Consider the following 17154-nt stretch of genomic DNA (forward strand, 5'->3'; position numbering starts at 1 on the left):
GTCCGCGCTGGTTATCCGTGTGCGCCGGAGACAGTCTGGTTCGTCTGCCGGTGCGTTAGGTTGCGGGCACGGTTGCCTGCATCGCTACAGGCGTTGCTGCTGGAATTGCTGCGTGAGCTGTTACCTGAGCAATCGCTGCAACCGCATTGGCAACCGCGTCAGTCGACCATCCACGTATCTTTGGTCCCGCCTCCCTGCGACGAATTGACGACGAGCGAACCCTCCTGCAAGGCCACGCGCGTGAGACCACCCGCGCACATCGTCACGCTCTTGCCAGACAGCACGAAGGGGCGCAAATCGATATGGCGCGGCGCAATGCCCGCTTCGACAAAGGTCGGACACGCGGAGAGCGCCAGCGTGGGCTGCGCGATATAACCGGCGGGCCGCGCAATCAGACGTTCGCGGAACGATTCGATTTCGGCTTTCGTCGACGCCGGCCCCACCAGCATCCCGTAACCGCCCGCGCCATGCACTTCCTTCACGACCAGCTCGGCCAGATGCGCGAGCGTGTAGGCGAGGTCGTCGGGCTTGCGGCACTGGAACGTGGGCACGTTGTTGAGGATCGGCTTCTCGCCCAGGTAAAACTCGATCATTTCCGGCACGTACGGGTAGATCGATTTGTCGTCGGCGATGCCGGTGCCCATGGCGTTCGCCAGCGCCACCCGTCCGGCACGATAGGCGGTCAACAGACCCGGCACGCCCAGCGCCGAGTCGTTGCGGAAGGCGAGCGGATCGAGAAAATCGTCGTCGACGCGGCGGTAGATCACGTCGACACGCTTCGGCCCCTGCGTGGTGCGCATGAACACATAGTTGTCGTCGACGAACAGATCCTTGCCCTCCACCAGTTCGACGCCCATCTGTTGCGCGAGGAAGGTGTGCTCGAAATAGGCCGAGTTATACATGCCCGGCGTGAGCACCACCACGACCGGATCGTCGACGCCTTCGGGCGCAACCGAGCGCAATGTGTCGAGCAGCAGATCGGGATAATGTGCGACCGGCGCAATGCGGTTCTGCACGAACAGCTCGGGGAAAAGCCGCATCATCATCTTGCGGTTTTCCAACATATAGGACACACCCGACGGCACCCGCAGGTTGTCTTCGAGCACGTAAAAGTCGCCCTCGTCGCCCGCGCGGACCACGTCGACCCCGGCGATATGCGCGTAAACACCGAGCGGCACGTTAACACCCTGCATTTCAGGCCGGTATTGCGCGTTGGTATAGACCTGTTCGGCCGGCACGATACCGGCGCGCACGATGTTGCGATCGTGATAGACGTCGTGGATAAACAGATTGAGCGCCTGCACCCGTTGGCGCAACCCGGCCTCCAGGGTCTGCCATTCGCTGCGCGGAATGATGCGCGGAATCAGATCGAAGGGAATCAGCCGCTCGGTGCCGGACAAATCGCCGTTCACCGCGAAGGTGATGCCGACCCGGCGGAACAGCAGGTCGGCTTCCGCACGTTTGCGTGCGATCGCCTCGTTGCCCTGCTTCACCAGCCACCGCTCAAAGCGCGCGTAGTGTGGCCGCACGGCATCGTCATGATGACGCATCTCGTCATAGCATCGCATGTCACGCCCCGCTCTTGTTGTCGGATAGAAGGCGAATGCGCTGCGCATTCGGTGTTCGACAATCGTTGAAGCAAGCGCTATGCCATTCGGCTTTTCGCGTGCTAAACACGGTGCATGCACGCCAAGAGCGCATCCTGACCGGCATGGCCTCGCTGCCATCGTACTGCGGCGGCCCATGATGCGCTAGTACGGTGCATAAGGGGCACCGTGGCGGGCGGCGGCGAATGCGCGGACCGCAGCAGGCGCGCATAAAAAATCCCCGGGGATTTGCATCCACGGGGATTTGGACAACTCGCACTGCGGGTCGGCTCAAACGTTAATCACAGTTAAAAGCGCACGGTTAAAAGCCCACGGCTAAAAACGCACCGTTAAAAACCCACGCTCAAAAACCGCGACAACGCATCAAGCACGATCAGCCTGCTGCTGCGTCTTTCAGCTTCTTCAGCGGACGTGCCTTGATGCGCACGCTAGCCGGCTTGGCCGGGAACCAACGCTCTTCGCCCGAGAACGGGTCTTTGCCGAAGCGCTTCTTCTTCGCCGGCACAGCTTGCACGACGATCTTCAGAAGACCCGACAGCGTGAATTCGCCAGCGCCCTTCTTGTGCACTGCGCCGAGGATCGTGTCTTCGAGCGCGGCCAGCACAGCCTTGGCAGCCTTCGGTTCAACAGCAGCGCGTTCAGCGACGTGAGCAGCCAGCGAGGCCTTCGTGAAGGTGTCCTTGATCGGCGACGGAGCGCTGGACGCCTTCACGGCGACCTTCTTAGCTGCGACGGCTTTCTTCGCAGGAACTTTCTTTGCAGCAACCTTCTTGGTCGGTACCGGGGCAGCAGCCTTCTTGGCCACCTTTTTTGCGGAAGTCGGCATGTTTCTCCTACCTGTAGTGGTCAGTGAATTGCACGAAGCGCATACGGTATGTGCACGCTTCAACGCCGGATTCTACAAGCGCTAATGCGATTTGCGCGACTCTTTTGTGTATAACAGCGAAGGTTTGTTGCGTGGCGCAGACTGCGCAACACATTTTGATCCTTGTTTTAGCGGGTAAACGTGCGTCGGCGAGGTCTGCAACACGAACACGTAACGCGCGTTACAAGTCGTTTCGATGCATGAATAGAGGCACTTTCGGTGCCGGGCGATGCCCGGCGGATCGCGAATCGAAGCGACGCGATCGCCAGATCGCCGCTCTCCGGCGCGCTCGCGATACCGATTCACGCGGCGGAAAAAACACGCCCCCTGCAGCGAAAGTCTCTGCAGGGGGCGGCTAACGTTGCTCTGCGACAGAAAATCGCAGGCCGCCTCAACGCGCGATCAGGGCCGGCTGACGTGTTTCAGATCGTGCTCGCTCTCTTTTACGTGGGCCCAGTACGCGTCTTCGTCACGCGCCATGCCGAATTCGCCGTTGCGATACGCGATTGCCAGCGCCAGATTGGCCTCGGGTAACTCCGCACTGGCTGCGCGTGTCAGCCATTGCAACGCCAGGGCGTCGTCGTGCGGCAGCGTCGTGCCGAAACGGTACTCGTTGGCGAGCTGGAATTGCGCAAGCGGCACGCCCGCTTGCGCAGCCTGTTCCAGCCAGCGAATCGCGAGACGCGGATCACGCGCGACGCCGTAGCCGTTGCGATAAAGCGTCGACAGATCGTAAGCAGCCTGCGAATCATGCAATGCGGATTCGCTCAACCAGCGGCGGCTTTCCACGTAATCCGGCGTAATGCCGGGCAGTCCGCGCAACAGCAGATGTCCGAGTGTGGCTCGTGCGCCCGCCACACCGCCGAGCGCAAGTTGACGATACAACTCGACGCCTTGGCGCCGTTCGTGGAGTTGCGCCGAGCTCACCAGCACGTCGGCGAGAGCCTCACGCGCCGCCGCGTTACCGAACGCCGCGGCGAGGCGCAACCGCCACACCGGCCACGCCGCGTGCGTGGCCGTGCCCTGCATGCGCCAAGCGTCGATTTGCACATTCGACACGGGCGTCGCCACGCGCGTAGCCGCGACCGTGACGAGCGTACCGGCGGCAATCACGACGGCCACCGCGATGGTCGCCGCCACGGCCGCGGGCTGCAAAGAGAAGCGCGCGGTCATTGGTTGAGGTTCACCGAGTAGACCGCAAGACCCTTGCCGGTGCCGTCGTCGGTCTGGATCTGGGTAACGTTGGTGATGCCGTTGGTCTGCGCGAGCGCCACCAGGTTCGGCGCCGCCTTGAACGTCACCTGCCCGGCCGTCGCCACTTTCGTGAAACGCCAGCTACGGTCGCTGCCGTTGTTCGCCGCCTTGATGGCCTGCACCTTCTTGATGTAAGCGATCAGGACGTCGCGGCTTGCATCCGGCGAGGCGTAAATCGTCTTGCTGCCATCCAGACCCGGGAAATTGCCGCCGCCGCTCGCGCGATAATTGTTGGTCGCGACGATAAACGACTGCGCGTCCGAGATCGCCGCACCCTGATATTTCAGGTTGCGGATCCGGCTGCCGACGGCCTGCGTGACGTCGATCTCATAGCTGAAATCCTTCGACGTGATGATGTCGAAGTTATAGCCCGGATAGGTACTGACCAGCGCCTGCGCTGCCGTATTGGCCGGATCGATCTTGTTGAAGCGCTTCGCTGCGGTTTCGAGCCACGCCTTCAGATCGGCGCCCGTCACCTTCACCGCGTAGATCGTGTTCGGGTACAGGTAGAGGTCGGCGGCGTTGTTGATCGCAACGTTGCCTTGCGAGACGTCGGTGAAATCGTTGCCGCCGCCAAAGCCGCTCTTGAACGGCGCGCTCACCGACAACACCGGAATGCCCGCATATTGCGGCAGATTCGCGGAAATGTAGTCCTGCACGTAAGCGGCCTGCGCCTGGTTGACGATCTCGATGGCCGATACGTCGCCCACATCCGCGAAATAGGTGCTCATGCGGAAATCGGTCGTGCCGATCGGTGTTTTCACATAGTTGATGGTCGCGTTGTGTTCGGCTGCGATCGCCTGCGAAATCGCTGGATCGACTGCCACGTAGCTGTTATCCGCGTTCTGGATCGAGCGCGCTTCCGCCGTGCTCGACGTGCGGTCCACCGTCCAAGTACCGTTCGTGTAGTTCAGCGCGAGTTTGATCACGCCGAGATGCTTGCCCCAGAAATTCGCCATCACGGTCGGCACGCCGTTGACGGTGCCCTTCACCTTGTCGACGCCCGGCAGGTTGAATTGCGTGACCGTGCTGTTCTTGTCGGGGAATACCTGATGCGAATGGCCGATCAGCATCGCGTCGATGCCGGGCACCTTCGAAAGATAGTAGCTGCCGTTTTCCATCGACGGCGAATAGGTCGAATTGTCGAGCCCGCCATGCGACATCGCGACGATAATCTGCGCGCCCTTCGCCTTCATTTCCGGCACGTACTTCGACGCACTTTCCACCAGCCCCTGCGTGTAGACGTTGCCGTCGAGCCAGCGCTTGTCCCACGCCATGATCGCGGGCGGCGTGAAGCCGATCACGCCGATTTTCACCGGCGCGCTAATAGTCTTGCCGTCGGGCGTCGTGGCGGTGAGCGTGCGCTCGAGGATCGTGTACGGCTTGAAAATCGGCTGCTGCGATTTCGCGCCGAGCACGTTCGAGAGCACCAGCGGAAAGTTCGGCCCCGCGCACGCCGGTTGCGACGCGACCGGGCTCATGTTCGGCACGTCGAATGCGTTGCCGGTGACTTGCGCAAGGAACGGCAGGCCGTAGTTGAATTCGTGATTGCCGATCGTGCCCGCGTCGTACTTCAGCAGGTTCATCACCTTGTAGACGCCGAGCGTCGTCTTGCAATCGATCGGCGCGACCTGCGCCTGGTAGTCGGCGAGCGCCGTGCCCTGGATCGTGTCGCCGTCGTCGAGCAACATCGTGTTCGGGAATTCCTTGCGCGCCGCCGCGATCAGCGTCGCCGTGCGCTCCAGACCGAGCGACTTGTCTTCAGCCAGCTTGTAGTAATCGTAGCTGAGGAGATTGGTGTGGATGTCGGTGGTTTCCAGCAACGCGAGCGTCGCCTTCGTACCGTTCGCCACCTGCGGCTGCGACTGCGGCGTATCGATGTCGCTGCTGCTGCATGCCGCGATGCCGATCGCGCTCAGCGCGCCTAGCGCTCCCAGGGCACTGGCCGCGCGAAGCGTGCGCATCCTTTTTCCTGCCATAAACGTAACTCGCATCCCTGCCATCCTCCGGTTTGTCGTGTTGTCGCGCCGGTCCATCCGGGCCGGCACTGCCTTACAAACAATTACAGAGGCGCAAGGTTACGATTGCTTTGTGACAATGATTTGTATGGCGTTAGATAGGTTTAAGTAATGTTATTACGTGTTCCGGGTCGTCAGCGCGTGAGGCGCGGCAGGATACCGGCGAGCTTCGTGAGCGCCGCGTCGATATGTTCGACGGCGATGCTGCCGTAGCCGAACATCAAGCTGGGCTGCGGCTTCACGCGCTGATGAAACGGTGCGAGCCCATACAAACCGATCGACGCTTCACGCGCGGCGCTCACCAGCGCCGCCTCGGTCAACGGCGCCTTCAGCCGCGTGGCCATATGGATGCCCGCGACCGGCACGATCGGTTCGAACCACGGCGCGAGATCGCCCCGCAGATGCTTCAGCAGCATCGCGCGACGGCCCGCATAGATCTTATGCATGCGCCGTAGATGTTTGGCGAAGTCGCCATTGAGCATGAAGGTCGCGAGCGCGGTTTGCGTGAGCGTGCAGCCGTGCCAGTCGGCGATCTGCCGGGCCTTGAAAAGCGGACCATAGAGGGAGGCCGGCGGCACCACGTAGCCGACCCGCAGCTCCGGGAAAATGGTCTTCGAAAACGTGCCCACGTAGGCGACGAGACCGGCGCGGTCGAGGCTTTTCAGCGGCTCCATCGGCCGGCCTTCGAAACGGTACTCGCAGTCGTAATCGTCCTCGATGATCACGGCACCACGTTTCTGCGCCCATTCGAGCAACTCGACGCGCCGCTCCAGACTCATCGGCATGCCGAGCGGGAACTGATGCGAGGGCGTCACGTAGACCAGCCGTGCCTTGTCCGGGAGCTTGCTCACGATCAGGCCTTCGGCGTCCACCGGCACCGGCACCACGCGTGCGCCCGTGGCCATGAAGCATGCTCGCGCCGGCGGGTAGCCGGGGTCTTCGAGCGCCGCGATTTCGCCGGGACGCAAGGTGATGCGCGCGATCAGATCGAGCGCGTGCTGCGCGCCTTGCGTGACGATCACCTCATCCCAGTTGCTCACGACCGCCCGGTTGAACGCCAGGTAGCGCGAAATCGCGAGACGCAACTCCTGCTCGCCGGCCGCGTCGCGATAGGTGCCTGTGCCGCGCGCTTGCACACGCAATGCGTGGTTCACACAGCGGCGCCAGACGTCGAAGGGGAACAGCGATTTGTCGGTCGCGCCGCCGACGAAATCGTGCGGCGAGGCCACCGTGGGCAACGGCAACGGCAGGGGCTCGGACATCTGCTCCCACAGAGGCTGGGCGCGCGCCGCCGATTTCGGTTTCGCTTTCGCCCGTTCGCGCGCCGTCTCGGCGGCCCGAGCATGTGGCGAGCGCTCCACCGGCAGACGCTCCAGACCGTCCGCCACGAAGGTGCCCGAACCGGCGCGAGCACTCAGATAGCCCTCAGAAAGCAGCCGTTCGAATGCCTCGAGCGTGGTCTTGCGCGACACGCCCAGTTGCGTGGCGAGGTCGCGCGTGGACGGCAAACGCGTGCCGCCGGCGAGGCGCCCTTCGAGTGCGCCGGCACGCAACTGCCGATAGATCTGTCCGGACAGATCGTGACGCCCTTCTACCGCGATATGGATCTCCATCCGAGTGGTTACCTCAAATATCCGAGAAATGGTTATTCCGAAAGACCAATACCAATCGTAAGCTTACCTCCGTCGCCGCCATCGGAGCGAAAACTTACGATAAGGAACAGTGCATGCAAGCCCGTCTCGACTTCTACAAAGCCAGCCCAAGCGGCACCCGCGCGATGCTCGCGCTCGAAGAAACCATCGGCAAAAGCACGATCGACAAACCGCTCGCGGAACTGGTGCGGATCCGCGCGTCACAACTGAACGGCTGCGCGTTCTGCCTCGACATGCACGTGACGGACGCGCGCAAGCACGGCGAAACCGAACGGCGTCTGGCAACGGTAGCGGCGTGGCGCGAAGCGCCGTTCTTCACCGATCGCGAGCGTGCGGCGCTCGAATGGACCGAATCGGTCACGCTGGTCGCGCAAACACGCGTACCGGACGAGATGTGGGAAGCGGTGAAGCCGCATTTCACCGAACAGGAGATTAGCGACCTGACCTTGTTGATCATTGCGATCAACGGCTGGAACCGGATTGCGGTTTCTTTCCGGAAAATGCCGGAGTAAATGTGCGGAGTAGATGCGCGCCGCAGATTACTCCGCCACCGCCCCACTCAATGCAGCGGTTTGCCGCGCATTCTCACGCGCTTCGTCGCTGCAACGCTGATGTTCACGCGACAGCTTGCGCATCAGCGGCAACAGCAGCACGGCAACCAGCGCACCCACTGCCGCGAGCCAGCCCAGGCCCGTAAACAGCTTGACGTACAACGGCAACGATTCGAGCGGGTCCATATCGCCCGCCGGCATCTGCGCGAAGTTCGCGACCACGCTGCCCAGATACTGCGACACGCCGGTTGCCACGAAATAAGCGCCCATCATGAAGCCGCTCATCCGCGCCGGCACGTAGCGCGCGATCATCGCGAGACCCAGCCCGCTCACCAGCAGTTCACCGAGCGAATACAAGCCGTAACCGCCCACCATGAACCATGACGACACGCGCCCGTTCACCGCATAGTTGCCGCTCGCCGCATACACGAAGAAGCCAGCCGCCACCACCGCGAAGCCGAACGCGTACTTGACCGCCACCGGCACGTCCTTGCCGCTCTTCGCGAGCTTCGTATAGAGCAACGCGAGCAGCGGGCTCAGCAACATGATCCAGATCGGATTGAGGGCCTGGAACTGCGCGGCGCTCCACGTGAACAGCGTCTCGCCGAACAGCACGAAGCGCGGATCGACGTTGCGCAGCGCGAATAGCGTGAGCGACGTCGACATCTGCACGTAGAACACGAAAAACAGGATCACCTGCGCGGTCAGGATCAGCGCGGCAACCAGACCCGAACGCTCCGAGCGTTCGCACTTCATCAGCATGTAGCCGAAGATCGCCAGAATCGCGATGCCCGCCGTGTACACGCAAGCCACGGCAATCGCCTTGTGCTGCAGCACGAACATCGTTACCGTGCCGAGCACGATACCGCCCAGCGCGACCGCGCCGACGCGCTTCCAGCGGATCGGTTCGGCGTCCGGCGCGGAACCGATATGCGCGAGCGTGCGGAACATGATGAAGTAGTTCAGCACCGACAGCAGCATGCCCGCGCAGCAGACCGCGAATGCCGTGTGCCAGCCCCAATGGTCCTTGATCCACGGCGTCGCGAGCATCGACGCTGTCGAGCCGATATTGACCGCCATGTAGTAGATCGTGAATGCGCTGTCGATGCGCGCGTCGTCGCCTTCATAGATACGGCGCACGAGGTTCGCGGCGTTCGCCTTGAACAGCCCGTTGCCCACCACGATCACGCCGAGCGACGCATACATGTAGCTCAATTGCTCGTTGGGCAGCGCCAGCATGAAATAGCCGGCCGCCAGCACGCCGGCGCCGAAAATCATCGTGCGGCGCGCGCCGAGAATCTTGTCGCCGATCCAGCCGCCGATCGACGGCGATGCGTACACCAGTGCCGTGAACGCGCCCCACGTGAGGGTGGCGTGGCTGTCGGTGAAGTTCAGCTTGTCGATCATGAACAGGACCAGCAGCGCGGCCATCCCGTAGTAACCAAAGCGCTCCCACATCTCGATCAGAAAGACTGTCGAGAACGAACGGCTCTGCGAGACGCGCGCGCCGGGGGGATTGGACGAATTCATCATGTGCCTCTTGTTCTTACGGTTACGGCGGCGCGTGGGCTGGCCACGCGCCGCGAAAAACTGGATCTGGAAAAACGGTCGATGGACCATGCGCGACGCGACACACACATTTGCCTATGCATGTGCGTAGTCGGTGGCACGTTCATCTACGTGTTCATCTGGAAACTGAGCCGCGCGCTCATTTGCAAACTGAATTGCAAACTGAGGCGCCGGTACCAGCAGAAAAACCAGGGAATGGGACAGGGGCCCGCCACGCGGTACGCCCCGAAGGAAGTCCCCCTAGGGGGCACCCCGAAGGGAATCGTCCGGGAGGCCGCTGCGTCACATCGGGCTCGGGCTCCGGCAAGCGGAACGGGCTCAATGATAAAGCATCGCGGGAAATGGGGATCCGGAGGCCGGCTATCCGGGGGCCGGCCATCCGGAGGCCGGCGATCTGGACGGCGGCTATCCGGCGGGCGGCAGACGGCGGCCGCGCCAGGCGGCGGGCGCAATGCCCGCGGCGGGAAAAATCGGCAGTGATAGTGATGTCCTCATGCCGGCCAGCGTTCGGATGGAACGTGCCGGACAACGCTCCGCCGCGCAGGATCGCTGCGTGCGGAATGAAAAACAGCGGCCGGCGTCGCGTCTGATACAAACACGTGTGCCCAACCGCCAAGCGGGGCTGATTCTGCAAATAGAAGCACGATTCGTCACTCAGGGAATTCACTGATGCCATGCCAATTACCTGTTGTTACACGCGATAGCAGCTTCGCTGCGCAATCGCGTGTGGCTGAAAATAGTCTTTGATGTCATGGCTTTAACGATTCCCCATACTCAATCTGCATAAATGCCGACACCCTTACAATGCAGCAGTCTTTACCGCATCCACCTTCAGTTTCTGGTCGACCCCGGTCAAAACGGCGGGTGCGAATTTCGGTTCTGGCAACATAGAGCGTTGTCTCGAACATGCGGCCCCTTGCACGGCCGGGCGCTGAACGGCCCGCCACCCCGGCCTGGACCGCAATCAAACCATATTTACTTATATCAAACAAATTTTGACGGGCTAATTTCCTCCTGCTATGGTCACGACAATTCAAAAGAAGAATCCGGCACTCGAACTCGGCAGTAAGATCCGCGCGCTGCGCCAACGTCTCAAGCGCACGCTGGATGACACGGCAACAGCGGCGGGTATTTCCAAACCGTTTTTGTCGCAAGTCGAACGCGGTCTGGCATCACCGTCCATCACTTCGCTGGCCGGGATTGCCCACGCACTCGGGGTGACGGTGCAGTATTTCGTCGACACACCAAGCGAAGAACGCTCGATGTGCCGCGGCGATCAGTTGAAGTTTTTCGGTTTTGCGGACTCGGCCAATCTGTTTGCACGGCTGACCAATCTGACGGGCGGCCGTCAGCTCGAAGCGATCCTCGTGAGGATGCCGCCCGGGCAGAAGCGCTCGGAAGTCACCACGCACGCTGGTGAGGAGTTTGTGTATGTGATCGACGGCGAAGTGTCGTTGACGCTGGAAGGCAAGACGTTCGTGCTGCACGCGGGAGACAGCGCGCATTACGAATCGACGGTGCCGCATAGCTGGGCGAATACCGCTCGTATCGAGTCGGTGGTCGTCTGGGTGGGCACACCGAGACTGTTCTAAAAAGCAGGCACCTTTTCCGGTTGATCCGGCCAGGGTTTGCCTGCATTACGCAATGTAAGGAATCCTGCATGTCGCGCAACCAACACGGGCAACAAGGGCCTCCCCGGCCCGAGCACCGCAGATAACCGGGCGCCTGGCGCCAGCGCGTTCTTCTCTCGACCTTTCCTGCGATCTCAACCGATGAAAACCCCGTTCGTCTACGCGACGGCGCTGACCGCGCTCGTCCTTACGTTTCAGCCTTCCGCCTTCGCCGTCACGGTGCCCGCAGGGGTCACGCTCGCTGCCAGCCAGGAGATGACCCGCCAGGTGCCGGCCGAAACCGAATCGCTCGACCCCGCGCATATCGAATCCTGGACCGGCGACACGATCGCGCTCGACATGTTCGAAGGTCTGACGCGCATCGACGCGGCCGGTGCGATCGTGCCGGGCGTCGCACAATCGTGGACGCGTACCGGGCCGACTACGTGGGTTTTCAAGCTGCGCCACGACGCGCGCTGGAGCAATGGCCAGCCGGTCACGGCGGCTGACTTCATCTATGCATGGCAACGCGTGCTCGATCCGAAGACGGGTTCAAAATACACGGTGCTGGTCGAATTCGTGAAGAACGCCAAGGCGATTCTCGCCGGCAAGGCACCGCTGACGAGTCTCGCCGCGCGCGCCGTCGATCCGTACACGCTCGAAGTCACCACCGAAGTGCCCGCCGCCTTCTTCCCGCAACTGACCGCCATGCCAGCCATGGCCCCGGTCAATCGCGAGACCATTACCAAATTCGGCGGCGAGTGGACCCGGCCGGGTAACTTCGTCGGTAACGGCCCGTATGTGCTGACCGACTGGCAACCGAGCAACCGGTTGGTGGCGACCAAAAGCAGCACGTACTGGAATGCCAGCAAGGTCGTGATCACGAAAGTGACCTATCTGCCGATCGAAAACGACGAAACGGCAATGCGTATGTATCAGGCCGGCCAGTTCGACTACACGTATTCGATTCCGTCGGGCATCTACGCACAGCTCAGCAAACAGTTCGGCTCCGAACTGAAAACCGGCCTGCAGATCGCGACCTACTACTACAGCCTGAACAACGAAGACCCGGCATTCAAGGACAAGCGCGTGCGCCAGGCGCTGGCGATGGTGCTGGACCGCGATCTGCTGACCAGGCGTCTAACGGCCGACGGCGAGGTGCCGATGTACGGCCTGATCGCCAAGGGCACGCAAGGCGCGAACGTCTTCACGCCCGACTGGGCAAGCTGGCCGATGGCCAAACGCGTCGATTACGCGCGCAACCTGCTGAAGGCCGCAGGCTATTCGGACGCGAAGCCGCTGACGTTCACCCTCACCTACAACACCAACGACCTGCACAAGAAGGTCGCGCTGTTTGCCACGTCGGAATGGCGCACCAAGCTCGGCGTGACCGCCAGGCTCGAAAACGTCGAATACAAGGTCCTGCTCAAGCAACGCCACGACGGCAAGGTGCAGGCCTCGCGCGACGGCTGGTTTGTCGACTACAACGACGCCAACTCGTTTTTCGATCTGATACGCTGCAACAGCGTGCAGAACGATCAGCGCTACTGCAACCCGCAAGTCGACAAGCTGGTCGATGAAGGCAACCAGCAACTCGACGACGCGAAGCGCACCGCCCTGCTCACGCAGGCGCACGATCTGGCGATGAACGACTACCCGCTGGTATCGCTCTTCCAGTACTCGGCGGACCGACTGGTCAAATCGTATGTGGGCGGCTACACGTCGACCAATTACGTCGACCAGCGCGCCACGCAAGACATGTACCTGATCAAGCACTAAGCGCGGGAGCACCGTCATGCTGGCTTACACGCTGCGCCGCACGCTCTGGGCGATCCCGACGATTCTCGCCGTGATCACCGCGTGCTATCTGCTGCTGCACCTCACCCCCGGCGGGCCGTTCGATACGGAGAAACACCTGTCGGCTGCCGTGCTCGCGAACCTCAACGCCAAGTATCACCTCGACGAGCCGCTGTGGTTGCAGTACCTCCACTACCTCGGCTCGCTGCTGCATGGCGATCTCGGTCCGTCATTCCGCTACGCCGACTGGTCGGTCAACGATCTGGTGTGGAAGGCTTTGCCGGTGAGTCTCGGCGTAGGCGGCGTGTCGGTGCCGATCGCGCTCGTGATCGGCGTCACGCTCGGCACGCTGGCCGCCGTACGGCGCGACCGTTTCATCGATCACCTGGTGATGGTGCTCGGCAATATCGGCAACGTCGTTCCGCCGTTCGTGCTGGGTCCGGTGCTGGTGTGGATCTTCGCGATCCTGCTCAAGACTTCCGCAGGCAACGGCTGGCTGCCGGCCGGCGGCTGGGGCGATGGCGAGTGGCGCTATCGTGTGCTGCCGATCGTGCTGCTCACCATCATCAATGTCGCCGGCATTGCCCGCGTGATGCGCGGCAGCATGATCGAGGTGCTGTCGGGCAACTTCATCCGCACCGCACGCGCCAAGGGTCTGCCGGGCCGCACGATCGTGTTGCGCCACGCGATGAAACCAGCGCTGATGCCGGTGGTGTCGCTGCTCGGCTCGATCTGCATCTCGTCGATCACCGCCGCGGTGGTCACCGAGTCGGTGTTCGCGCTGCCCGGCCTCGGCCAACTGGTCGTCAATGGCGCGATCAACCGCGACTACACCCTCGTGCTCGGCCTCGTCGTGCTGACCACCGCGGTCGCCGTCCTGTTCAATCTGCTGGTCGATCTGGCGTATGCCTGGCTCGATCCGCGCATCCGGTACTGATCCATGCCTCGCTCAATTCAATCGACTGCCGCAGCGCTCGATCCGCTCGCGGCTATCGCAAGAGCACCGCGTTCGCGCGGGCCGCTCGCTACCGCCGCGATGCGCTTCGTGCGCAATCGCGCGGCGTTCGCCAGCTTCGTCGTCCTGCTGCTGATCGTGATTGCGTGCGTGGCCGGTCCGTGGTTTCTGCCGAACAATCCGATCGACAGCGACTGGAGCGCAATCAGCCTCGCGCCGACGCTCTCGAACATGCACTGGTTCGGTACCGACGAACTCGGCCGCGATCTGCTCGCGCGCACGCTGCAGGGCGGACGCGTCTCGCTGGAAGTCGGTCTGCTCGGCACGCTGGTCTCCGGCCTGATCGGCGTAGCGTACGGCGCCACCGCCGGCTATCTGGGCGGCCGCGTCGATGCAGTGATGATGCGCATCGTCGACATGATGTACGCGATCCCCTACATGCTGATCGCGATCCTGATGATGACGATGTTCGGCCGTGCGTTCTATCTCGTCGTGCTGACGATCAGCGCATTCTCGTGGCTCGATATGGCGCGCGTAGTGCGCGGCCAGACGCTGTCGCTGCGCTCACGCGAATTCATCGACGCCGCGCGCGCAATCGGTGTGAGTTCGCGTTCGATCATCGCGCGTCACATCGTGCCGAATCTGCTCGGCGTGGTGGTCGTATACGCCAGCGTGACCGTGCCCAACATCGTGCTGACCGAATCTGTGCTGTCGTTCCTCGGCCTCGGCGTGCAGGAACCCATGACAAGCTGGGGCGTCCTGATTCAGGACGGTGCGCAGAAGCTCGAATCGATGCCGTGGCTGCTGCTGTGCCCCGCGGTGATGCTGTGCGTCACCTTGTATTGCGTGAATTTCGTCGGCGATGGCCTGCGCGACGCATTCGATCCGAAGGACCGCTGACATGCCGCTACTCGAAGTCAAAGACCTGAGCGTGCGCTTTACGCGCCGCGAAGGCGCGCCCGTCGACGCGGTGCAGCGCGTATCGTTCTCGCTCGAAGCGGGCCGCACGCTCGGCATCGTCGGCGAATCGGGCTCCGGGAAAAGTCAGACCGTGATGGCGCTGCTCGGCCTCCTGGCCGGCAACGGCAAGGTGTCCGGTGAAGCAAAGTATCGCGGCGAGAACCTGCTGACGATGAACGAAGCCGAGCTGAACCGGATTCGCGGCGACCGCATCGGCATGATCTTTCAGGATCCGATGACCTCGCTCAATCCGTTCCTGACGATTGAACGGCAGATGACCGAGACGCTGCAACTGCATCGCAAGATGTCGCGCCGCGAAGCACGCCGCCGCGCAATCGAAACGCTGGAAACGGTGCGCATTCCCGATGCCGCGCGGCGTATCAACATGTATCCGCATGAGTTTTCCGGCGGCATGCGGCAACGCGTGATGATCGCGATGGCGCTGCTCTCCGAGCCGGAAATCCTGATCGCCGACGAGCCGACCACCGCGCTCGACGTGACCGTGCAGGCGCAGATCATCGAGTTGTTGCGCGAACTGAACCGCGAACGCGGCACTGCGATCATTCTGATCACGCACGACATGGGCGTCGTGGCCGGTTTGTGCGACGACGTGATGGTGATGTACGCCGGCCAGACCGTCGAGCAAGCTAACGCCGCCACGCTGTTCGCCGCGCCGACGCATCCGTACACGATCGGCCTCCTGAACGCCCTGCCGCGTCTGACCGATGACGATGACCGTCCGCTGCAAACCATTCCCGGCAACCCGCCCTTACCCGGCGAAGTCGGTGAGGGCTGCGCCTTCGCGCCGCGCTGCGCGTATTGCTCAGACCGGTGCCGCGAGTCGCGGCCTGAGCTCACGGTGTCGCCGACGGCCGCCGACGCGTTGCGCGCATGCCATCGACCGGTGCGGGAAATCATGGAGGTACAACACGTATGAACACCACTTCCATTGCAAGCCAGCGTCAAGACCAGAATCAGGATCCAGCAACGCTATTGTCGGTCGACAACCTCAAGGTGCAATTCGGCGTGCCGCGCGGCGGCTTTCCGTGGTCGGGCAAAGCGACGCTGCGCGCAGTCGACGGCGTATCGTTCAGCGTGCGGCGCGGCGAAACCGTTGGTCTCGTCGGCGAATCGGGTTGCGGCAAGTCCACCCTGGCGCGCGCGATCATCGGCCTCGCCCCGGTGGCAGACGGCAGCGTGCGCTGGCTCGACAAGGAAACCGTACTGACGGGCGCGCGCCGCGATACCTCCCGCTTGCGCCGCGACGTGCAGATGATCTTCCAGGACCCGCTCGCCTCGCTCGATCCGCGCATGACGATCGAACAGATCGTCGCCGAACCCTTAACCACTTACGGCCAGGACATTGCCCGCACCGACGTGCAGCGGCGTGTTCTGACAATGCTCGAACGCGTCGGTCTCAACGCGCAGCATCTGCACCGTTATCCGCATGAGTTTTCCGGCGGCCAGTGTCAGCGCGTCGGTATTGCGCGAGCGTTGATCGGCGAGCCGCAACTGGTGATATGCGATGAGCCGGTGTCGGCACTCGACGTGTCGATCCAGGCGCAGATCGTCAACCTGTTGCGCGATCTGCAGCGCGAGTTGTCGCTTTCGCTGCTGTTTGTCGCGCACGATCTCGCGGTCGTCAAAGCAATCAGCCACCGCGTGCTGGTGATGTATCTGGGACGTGTGATGGAATTCGGCGACAAGCGCGACGTGTATGGCACGCCGCGTCATCCATACACGCGCGCGTTGCTGTCGGCCGTGCCGGTGCCCGATCCGGTGGTTGAACGCGCACGCCGTCATCTGCTGTTGCGCGGCGAAATTGCGTCGCCGCTCAGTCCGCCCTCCGGCTGCGCGTTTCGCACGCGCTGCCCGGATGCGATCGAGGCCTGCGCGAACGAAATTCCGCAGCCTGTCACGCATGGTGCGAGCGCGACACGCATCGCATGCATTCGCGTGAGCGACGCCCCGAAGGAAGTGCCCTTGGCGGGTCGCTAAAACAACCAGTCTGCAAATTAAAACCATATTCCCCCGGCGCGGCAGACCGTCGCGCCGTTGGACTCGTTCGTCCTGTCATCAGCAGAACGAACGATAAGACCGAACGACAACCGCGCGTTTCCGCCGACTTCGACTATATCAACGAAACCAACGGTATCTACCTGACCAACTCGATGGACGTCGACTACAACGCGCCGCATGAGCAGTCACTGCAATTGCGTTACACGTTCGACGGCAAATACGCCGGCATGCCGGGGCTCAAGGCGATGTTCTGGGGCGAGTATGGCTGGGGCGCGGACGCGGCGGCACGTGCCATTC

General features: G+C 62.5%; 13 protein-coding genes and 1 pseudogene. 8 read left to right on the top strand and 6 right to left on the bottom strand.

Annotation, left to right across the window (positions count from 1 at the left end):
* Window positions 1-158 precede the first annotated feature (158 nt).
* From ACUN0E_RS18835 to pdxR, 5 genes are all read right to left on the bottom strand, one after another.
* The gene (locus ACUN0E_RS18835; RefSeq protein ID WP_408228125.1) at window positions 159-1568 is read right to left on the bottom strand and encodes a circularly permuted type 2 ATP-grasp protein; all 1410 of its coding nucleotides are present in this window, start codon (window positions 1566-1568) and stop codon (window positions 159-161) included.
* A gap of 412 nt (window positions 1569-1980) precedes the next feature.
* A complete protein-coding gene (locus ACUN0E_RS18840; RefSeq protein ID WP_028198339.1) occupies window positions 1981-2433 on the bottom strand; it encodes an HU family DNA-binding protein in 453 nt (150 codons plus the stop codon).
* Between the two features lie 441 nt (window positions 2434-2874).
* Window positions 2875-3645, bottom strand: a complete 771-nt coding sequence (locus ACUN0E_RS18845) for a tetratricopeptide repeat protein (RefSeq protein WP_445567587.1) — start codon at window positions 3643-3645, stop codon at window positions 2875-2877.
* Window positions 3642-5690, bottom strand: a complete 2049-nt coding sequence (locus tag ACUN0E_RS18850; RefSeq protein ID WP_445567588.1) for a bifunctional 2',3'-cyclic-nucleotide 2'-phosphodiesterase/3'-nucleotidase — start codon at window positions 5688-5690, stop codon at window positions 3642-3644. Before ACUN0E_RS18850 ends, ACUN0E_RS18845 begins: the two co-directional genes overlap by 4 nt.
* A 188-nt stretch (window positions 5691-5878) precedes the next feature.
* Window positions 5879-7357 carry a MocR-like pyridoxine biosynthesis transcription factor PdxR gene (gene pdxR, locus ACUN0E_RS18855; RefSeq protein ID WP_445567589.1) on the bottom strand — a complete coding sequence of 493 codons (1479 nt, stop codon included), beginning with the start codon at window positions 7355-7357 and terminating at the stop codon, window positions 5879-5881.
* A 113-nt stretch (window positions 7358-7470) separates the two neighbouring features.
* On the opposite strand from pdxR, the gene ACUN0E_RS18860 reads away from it, so the two are divergent.
* Entirely contained in the window at window positions 7471-7908 is a 438-nt protein-coding gene (locus tag ACUN0E_RS18860; protein WP_445567590.1) for a carboxymuconolactone decarboxylase family protein, read from the top strand.
* Window positions 7909-7935: 27 nt separating this feature from the next.
* Here ACUN0E_RS18860 and ACUN0E_RS18865 read toward each other — a convergent pair whose 3' ends face one another.
* Window positions 7936-9477 (bottom strand): peptide MFS transporter, encoded by a 1542-nt coding sequence (locus ACUN0E_RS18865; RefSeq protein WP_445570476.1) that lies wholly within the window; start codon window positions 9475-9477, stop codon window positions 7936-7938.
* A 1058-nt stretch (window positions 9478-10535) separates the two neighbouring features.
* Here ACUN0E_RS18865 and ACUN0E_RS18870 point away from each other — a divergent pair.
* The 7 genes and pseudogenes from ACUN0E_RS18870 to ACUN0E_RS18900 all read left to right on the top strand — a co-directional run.
* Entirely contained in the window at window positions 10536-11108 is a 573-nt protein-coding gene (locus ACUN0E_RS18870; protein ID WP_408228139.1) for a helix-turn-helix domain-containing protein, read from the top strand.
* A gap of 180 nt (window positions 11109-11288) precedes the next feature.
* Window positions 11289-12905: a peptide ABC transporter substrate-binding protein gene (locus tag ACUN0E_RS18875; protein ID WP_445567591.1), complete on the top strand. Its 1617-nt coding sequence runs from the start codon at window positions 11289-11291 to the stop codon at window positions 12903-12905.
* Window positions 12906-12921: 16 nt separating this feature from the next.
* Window positions 12922-13860 carry an ABC transporter permease subunit gene (locus tag ACUN0E_RS18880; protein WP_408228145.1) on the top strand — a complete coding sequence of 313 codons (939 nt, stop codon included), beginning with the start codon at window positions 12922-12924 and terminating at the stop codon, window positions 13858-13860.
* Between the two features lie 3 nt (window positions 13861-13863).
* Entirely contained in the window at window positions 13864-14778 is a 915-nt protein-coding gene (locus ACUN0E_RS18885) for an ABC transporter permease (RefSeq protein WP_408228148.1), read from the top strand.
* A 1-nt stretch (window position 14779) separates the two neighbouring features.
* Entirely contained in the window at window positions 14780-15775 is a 996-nt protein-coding gene (locus ACUN0E_RS18890) for an ABC transporter ATP-binding protein (protein ID WP_408228151.1), read from the top strand.
* Window positions 15772-16836, top strand: coding sequence for an ABC transporter ATP-binding protein (locus ACUN0E_RS18895; protein ID WP_445567592.1), 1065 nt, complete (start codon window positions 15772-15774; stop codon window positions 16834-16836). Before ACUN0E_RS18890 ends, ACUN0E_RS18895 begins: the two co-directional genes overlap by 4 nt.
* Before the next feature lie 128 nt (window positions 16837-16964).
* Window positions 16965-17150, top strand: a pseudogene (locus tag ACUN0E_RS18900) (OprD family outer membrane porin); the annotation flags it as partial.
* Window positions 17151-17154 lie beyond the last annotated feature (4 nt).

It is taken from the genome of Paraburkholderia sp. D1E, assembly GCF_052682275.1.

Bases quoted from the DNA above. Each gene is read 5' to 3' on its own strand.
- ACUN0E_RS18870 (WP_408228139.1), top strand. From the start codon at position 10,536: ATGGTCACGACAATTCAAAAGAAGAATCCGGCACTCGAACTCGGCAGT.
- ACUN0E_RS18895 (WP_445567592.1), top strand. From the start codon at position 15,772: ATGAACACCACTTCCATTGCAAGCCAGCGTCAAGACCAGAATCAGGAT.
- ACUN0E_RS18845 (WP_445567587.1), bottom strand. From the start codon at position 3,645: ATGACCGCGCGCTTCTCTTTGCAGCCCGCGGCCGTGGCGGCGACCATC.
- ACUN0E_RS18865 (WP_445570476.1), bottom strand. From the start codon at position 9,477: ATGAATTCGTCCAATCCCCCCGGCGCGCGCGTCTCGCAGAGCCGTTCG.
- ACUN0E_RS18875 (WP_445567591.1), top strand. From the start codon at position 11,289: ATGAAAACCCCGTTCGTCTACGCGACGGCGCTGACCGCGCTCGTCCTT.
- ACUN0E_RS18840 (WP_028198339.1), bottom strand. From the start codon at position 2,433: ATGCCGACTTCCGCAAAAAAGGTGGCCAAGAAGGCTGCTGCCCCGGTA.
- ACUN0E_RS18850 (WP_445567588.1), bottom strand. From the start codon at position 5,690: ATGCGCACGCTTCGCGCGGCCAGTGCCCTGGGAGCGCTAGGCGCGCTG.
- pdxR (WP_445567589.1), bottom strand. From the start codon at position 7,357: ATGGAGATCCATATCGCGGTAGAAGGGCGTCACGATCTGTCCGGACAG.
- ACUN0E_RS18860 (WP_445567590.1), top strand. From the start codon at position 7,471: ATGCAAGCCCGTCTCGACTTCTACAAAGCCAGCCCAAGCGGCACCCGC.
- ACUN0E_RS18890 (WP_408228151.1), top strand. From the start codon at position 14,780: ATGCCGCTACTCGAAGTCAAAGACCTGAGCGTGCGCTTTACGCGCCGC.
- ACUN0E_RS18880 (WP_408228145.1), top strand. From the start codon at position 12,922: ATGCTGGCTTACACGCTGCGCCGCACGCTCTGGGCGATCCCGACGATT.
- ACUN0E_RS18835 (WP_408228125.1), bottom strand. From the start codon at position 1,568: ATGCGATGCTATGACGAGATGCGTCATCATGACGATGCCGTGCGGCCA.
- ACUN0E_RS18885 (WP_408228148.1), top strand. From the start codon at position 13,864: ATGCCTCGCTCAATTCAATCGACTGCCGCAGCGCTCGATCCGCTCGCG.